Origin of the sequence: Draconibacterium sp., from assembly GCF_041583095.1 — a bacterium.
GTDB lineage: Bacteria > Bacteroidota > Bacteroidia > Bacteroidales > Prolixibacteraceae > Draconibacterium.
In genome coordinates, this window is sequence record NZ_JBFHGM010000332.1 from 1 (window position 1) to 5,123 (window position 5,123).

Annotated in this window: 5 protein-coding genes; 4 read left to right on the top strand and 1 reads right to left on the bottom strand. The window is 41.5% G+C overall.

What is annotated here, in order from left to right; all coding sequences use genetic code 11:
• The coding region (locus ABZB17_RS20330; RefSeq protein ID WP_372653073.1) for an alkaline phosphatase family protein at positions 1–1,117 on the bottom strand (1,117 nt) is incomplete at its 3' end.
• 216 nt (positions 1,118–1,333) lie between these two features.
• Here ABZB17_RS20330 and ABZB17_RS20335 point away from each other — a divergent pair.
• The 4 genes from ABZB17_RS20335 to ABZB17_RS20350 form a co-directional block, all read left to right on the top strand.
• Positions 1,334–2,368: a hypothetical protein gene (locus tag ABZB17_RS20335; RefSeq protein ID WP_372653075.1), complete on the top strand. Its 1,035-nt coding sequence runs from the start codon at positions 1,334–1,336 to the stop codon at positions 2,366–2,368.
• A 104-nt stretch (positions 2,369–2,472) separates the two neighbouring features.
• Positions 2,473–2,964, top strand: a complete 492-nt coding sequence (locus tag ABZB17_RS20340) for an RNA polymerase sigma factor (protein ID WP_372653078.1) — start codon at positions 2,473–2,475, stop codon at positions 2,962–2,964.
• The gene (locus tag ABZB17_RS20345; RefSeq protein ID WP_372653080.1) at positions 2,957–3,817 is read left to right on the top strand and encodes a FecR family protein; all 861 of its coding nucleotides are present in this window, start codon (positions 2,957–2,959) and stop codon (positions 3,815–3,817) included. The genes ABZB17_RS20340 and ABZB17_RS20345 overlap by 8 nt, the downstream gene beginning before the upstream one ends.
• The coding region (locus tag ABZB17_RS20350; RefSeq protein ID WP_372653083.1) for a TonB-dependent receptor plug domain-containing protein at positions 3,817–5,123 on the top strand (1,307 nt) is incomplete at its 3' end. The genes ABZB17_RS20345 and ABZB17_RS20350, both read left to right, overlap by 1 nt.

Sequence of the window (5,123 nt, forward strand, 5' to 3'; positions counted from 1 at the left end):
AATCAACGGTCAGGTGAAATTCTTCCTTCAAATATTCAACCGGGTACGAAGCAGATGTGTTGGCCGTTAGGAAAAACAGTACATTGTCTTTTCCGAATTTCTGTTCGGCGGCATCAATCAATTCGCCAATGTACTGGTCGAGATACAGGTAAGTATCTTCCATTTCAAGCGACGCCGGCCCGAATGAACCATTTTCGTAATCCATGCTCGAAAATACTGCCGTAACAAAATCAGTTATGTTGTCCGTTCCAATTTCCTCGTTTTCCAACAAACGCAGGGTAAAATCCTTGATCATCATATTGGCCGATGGCGTTGTTTTAAACGGCCTGAAATCGTTGGTGCGGCTAATATATTTGTTTATAGAATGCGGGAAAGTATTAAACTCACCGAAATAACCACGCTCCAGCAGATAGTCGTCGCGGAGGCTTTCGGTGTATTCGGTTTCCGGAAGAAGCGTCGTCCAGGTGCGGTGACTGTAAATATCGGCGTAATTCTCGCTGTTGAACAAACGCACCCAATCGGGGAAAGTGCTGATATAAAACGAGCTTGATATCATTCTTCCCGATTCAATGTCGAACCAGTAAGCTCCGTCGGCAGCATGACCGGCTGCAAAAATGGCCGATTCGCGGTTTAAAGCAGCGCTAAAGATTTTTGCTTTTCCTCCGCTTAATATTTTCAAATTATCAGTAAGTGTTGTTGAAAGCAGGTTCTGTGGCGAGGCCGCACCGGATTTCGTATCGGCACCAACCGTAAAATAGTAGTCGTCCTCGGTGCTGTCAATTTCCTTTTTCTTCAGGCGGTCGTACCACGAAGTTGAAACAATTCCGTGAATGGAAGGATGAACCCCGGTAAAAAGTGTTGCTGTTCCGCTGGCGTAGTTTTGCTCGTGCAGCGTAAGTTTCACATTCTTGCAAACGGCACCCTGCGTATAAATCTTCTTAAATCCGTTGGGTTGAAATTTATCCCAATAGCGCTGAATGTAATCGGGGCGCATGTTTTCAACAATAATACCAATTACCACTTTGGGTTTATCGCTGTTAAGCGGTTCATTGTTTTGTGCCTGTGTTTGTACACCAAAAAATAAAAGAATAAAACCTAAAACTACAACTGCTTTCATATTCTAAACTGATTTGAGCAGCCAAAAGTAAACATTTTGAGCGCTTTCAACAAAGGAATTTTGTAAAGCCAACGAAAAAATGATTAGCTCAAGACGTTGTTTGTCAGAAGATTGAGCTAATGGTCAAAAATAATTCTAAAAAAAATTCCCAAAAGAGTAGGGTGCTGGGAGTCTTGTGCGGATAACAGGTAGAAATAATCATTAAAATATAATGTCATGAAAAAAATTATTGGATTTTCAGTTATTGCATTAGCAATATTCATGTTCTCGTGTAATACAAATACCGATGAAGGTATTGATATTCCGGGGATGAGTGACGAACAGACCTTAAAATCGGCCGAAATTACAGTGGCCGAAGTGCAGGCTGAAGCTGCAGTTGCCGAATGTAATTACGAAGTGGAATTTTTTGCCAATGCCGAACGAATTCTTACACGTTGGTGGCAAATGGGCAAATTTTTTGGATGGCACAACAAATTACGCTATTTCGAAAATCAATGTCCGGACGTAACTATTGAGCATAGCGACAGTACTGCATATCCGCTTACAATTACGCTTGACTATGGCGATAGCACTGTGCTAAACAACGGTAAAGTGTTAAGCGGAGAAATTATATTGGTAATTTCGGCACCACGAAACAGTCAGGATTATTCGCGTTTGGTAAGTTTCAATGATTTTACGGTTGATTCGATGCTGATTAACGGTACCACGGAAGTGATAGTTGACAAAGTGGACAGTACATTCCGTAAGTTTGAGTCGGAATTGACCTTTGTGTATCCCGATGGTACAACTGTTACACGAAGTGCGGAACGGGTTTGGCAATGGCTGGCAGGTCTTGATACTCCCGAAATTCAAAGTGATGATGTTGTGATTATTACCGGCGAAGTTACCGGAACCATTGTGTGGCCCGATGGAACCGAAGAAACCTACAGCAAAATAATTACCACTCCGTTAAAACGACTGGCAATGTGCCGATATATGGTTGAAGGAGTGGTTGAAGTGCGAATAGATGGTAACCTGGTTTCGGTGCTTGATTATGGGTATAACGAAAGTGGCGAGGAATGCGACCATTACGCATTGTTGACAACCGATGCCGGAGACGAAGTAATTGACCTTTCGGAAAAACATTATAACGGGTTGGCAAAACAAAATCAGAATAGAAACCAGCATCAATACACCGGCGAAAACGGAAATCAGAATGGAAATCAAAACGGCAATCAAAATCAAAATAATAACCATAACGGCAACGGATAGTGAGTAGTGGGAGATAATACCGGGATGTATTTTTAGGATCTCCCGGTATTTTTCAATCCCGTAAATTGCCTTAACTTTAACAGTCTAATCATTGTTGCTGCGTTTTGACAAAAGAAGAATTCAAAAAGCTTTTTGATGAACATTTTAGCCAGGTTCGTAACTACATGTTCTATCGTTCGGGAGATACCGAACTGGCTACTGATATTGCGCAGGAAACATTTCTGAAGATTTGGGAGAAGAATAATAAAATTGACGACCACAGGGTAAAAGGCCTGCTTTTTAAAATAGCCAACAACCTGTTTGTGTCGTACTACCGAAAAGAAAAACGTTCTTTTGAGTTTTTTAAACATTATGAACCGGATGGAAAATCGCGCACACCGGAGGAAGATCTGGTTTTCGGGCAATTGAAGGAAACTTACAATAACGCACTGCAAAGAATGCCTGAAAAACAACGAACCGTTTTCCTGATGAGCAGGGTTGATCAGCTAACCTACAACGAAATTGCCGAAATGATTGGTGTAAGTGTAAAAGCCGTAGAAAAAAGAATGAAGCTCGCCCTGCACTTTTTACGAACTAGTTTAAAAACAAATGAATGATAAAAATAAACATAGCAACCCGTTAAATGATTTCGAAAAAGATCTTTTCGGAAAGGGAAAGATTAGCTGGGAGAAATCGGAGGCTGATGTTTGGAATGAGCTGCAAGGCAAAATGGCTAAAAAACCGGCAAAAGTGGTCGCTATCCGGAATAAATGGATTCAGTGGTCAGCGGCGGCAGTAGTCCTTTTAATTTTTGGAATAGGGGCAGTCGTTTCGTCCTGGCAGAAAACCATAGAATGTTTGCCGGGTGAACATCTAACAGCTGTATTACCCGATGGTTCAAAGGTTAATTTGAATGCGGCATCAAAACTGGTTTATAATCCGATAAAATGGAAATGGGATCGTAAACTGAAATTTGAAGGGGAAGGTTTTTTTACTGTTGAAAAGGGATCAACTTTTACCGTTGAGTCCAAAAACGGAACAACGCAAGTGCTCGGAACTTCGTTTAATATTTATGCCCGCGCAGAAAATTACCGCGTAACCTGTCTCACGGGAAAAGTTCAGGTAACATCGCCCGGCAACGAGAAAGTGATCCTACTGCCTCAAAACCACGTTGAACTGGAAGAAGGGAAACTGATTGTTACCAGAATGTTTGAGCCCGAAAAGGCAATAAGCTGGAAACAAAATTATTTTTATTTCACCGGGCGCCCGTTAAAAGAGGTAATCGATGAAATTGAGCGTCAGTATGCCGTAACCATAAAACTTGATCCGCAATTAAATAATCGTAATTTTGGAAGTAATTTTTCAAAACAGTACAGCGTTGAAGATGTGTTGGACTTTGTTTGCAAACCAATGAATCTGAAGTTTGAAAAACAAGCGAATAATGTTTACATCGTGACAGCCGAAAGTTAATGAACAGGTTAACCGTTGTGGTTTTGGTAATGCTGTTGGCCGTTATGCGGTTGGCAGCGCAAAACCACGAAAAAATAGAAATCAACACACGCAAAACCCCGTTAAATCAGGTTTTAATCGATTTAAAAGAAAAGTATGGCTTTCAGTTTGCTTACGATAGTGATTTACTTTCCGGTTTTTTAGTTAGTGCCAACCACAAAACTTTCAATAGCAATGAAGAGGCGCTGCGTTTTCTTATTAAAGATTTTCCGCTGGATATCGAACGCTCGGGCGATGTAATACTGATCATACCAAAACGGGAACGCAAGCCGGAGCTCACACAAATTTCCGGACGAGTGCTGGAAGCCAACACTTTTGAACCTTTGCCGTATTCATACATTCTTATTAACCGCCGGCCGGTACAATCCGATTTGCAGGGACATTTTAATTTTATCGCTTCGGCCGATACATCATACAATCTACAGATATCGCATCTGGGCTATTTTGTTTACGATACGGTTGTTACCCAAAGTCTTTCGCGTAATTTTTTGCTTTATCCGCAAATCGAACGCATTCAAGAGGTGCAGATCTACAGCAATCCTATCGAAAAATCAACACTTATCGGCTACAATGCCGGACGAATGAAAATTAACCATCAAATAGCACCTATTCTTCCCGGTTATGGCGATAATTCGGTGTTTAACCTCTTACGTTTAATGCCCGGAGTAATGGCGTCAGGCGAACAATCGAACGATCTGCTTATTTGGGGTGCCTACGAGAGTCAAAGTAAAATCCAATTTGATGGATTTACTGTTTTTGGGTTGAAAAATTTTAACGATAACATTGCCGTTGTCAATCCTTTGGTCGTAAAAAATATCGAAGTAATGAAAGGCGGTTACGAAGCCCGTTACGGCGATCGTGTTGGAGGAATTGTTGATATTCAGGGCAAAGACGGAACCTTATTAAAACCAACTCTTACATTCAGTATCAATTCAACTACTGTAAACTCAATGGTTCAGCTACCGCTTTCAAAAAAGTCGTCGTTGCTGGCGGCTTACCGTCAAACCTACCATCAGCTGTACGGCCCAACACGAATAAGTGTTGTTACAAGAGAAGAAAATTCAACACCGGGTTCCGGTGCCGCATCAGGAAATGTTCTGGGAAAAGGTCCTTCAGCCAGTCGTATTTCTGACGTAAAACCCGATTTTGTTTTTCGCGACTCCAACCTGAAGTATACATTTAAAGGGGATGCCGGAAGCCGGTTTTCGCTTAGTTTATACGGAGGTGGCGATGATTTTAATTACGATATGGATGCCCGTATAGCAGG

Bases quoted from the DNA above. Each gene is read 5' to 3' on its own strand.
- ABZB17_RS20335 (WP_372653075.1), top strand. From the start codon at position 1,334: ATGAAAAAAATTATTGGATTTTCAGTTATTGCATTAGCAATATTCATG.
- ABZB17_RS20345 (WP_372653080.1), top strand. From the start codon at position 2,957: ATGAATGATAAAAATAAACATAGCAACCCGTTAAATGATTTCGAAAAA.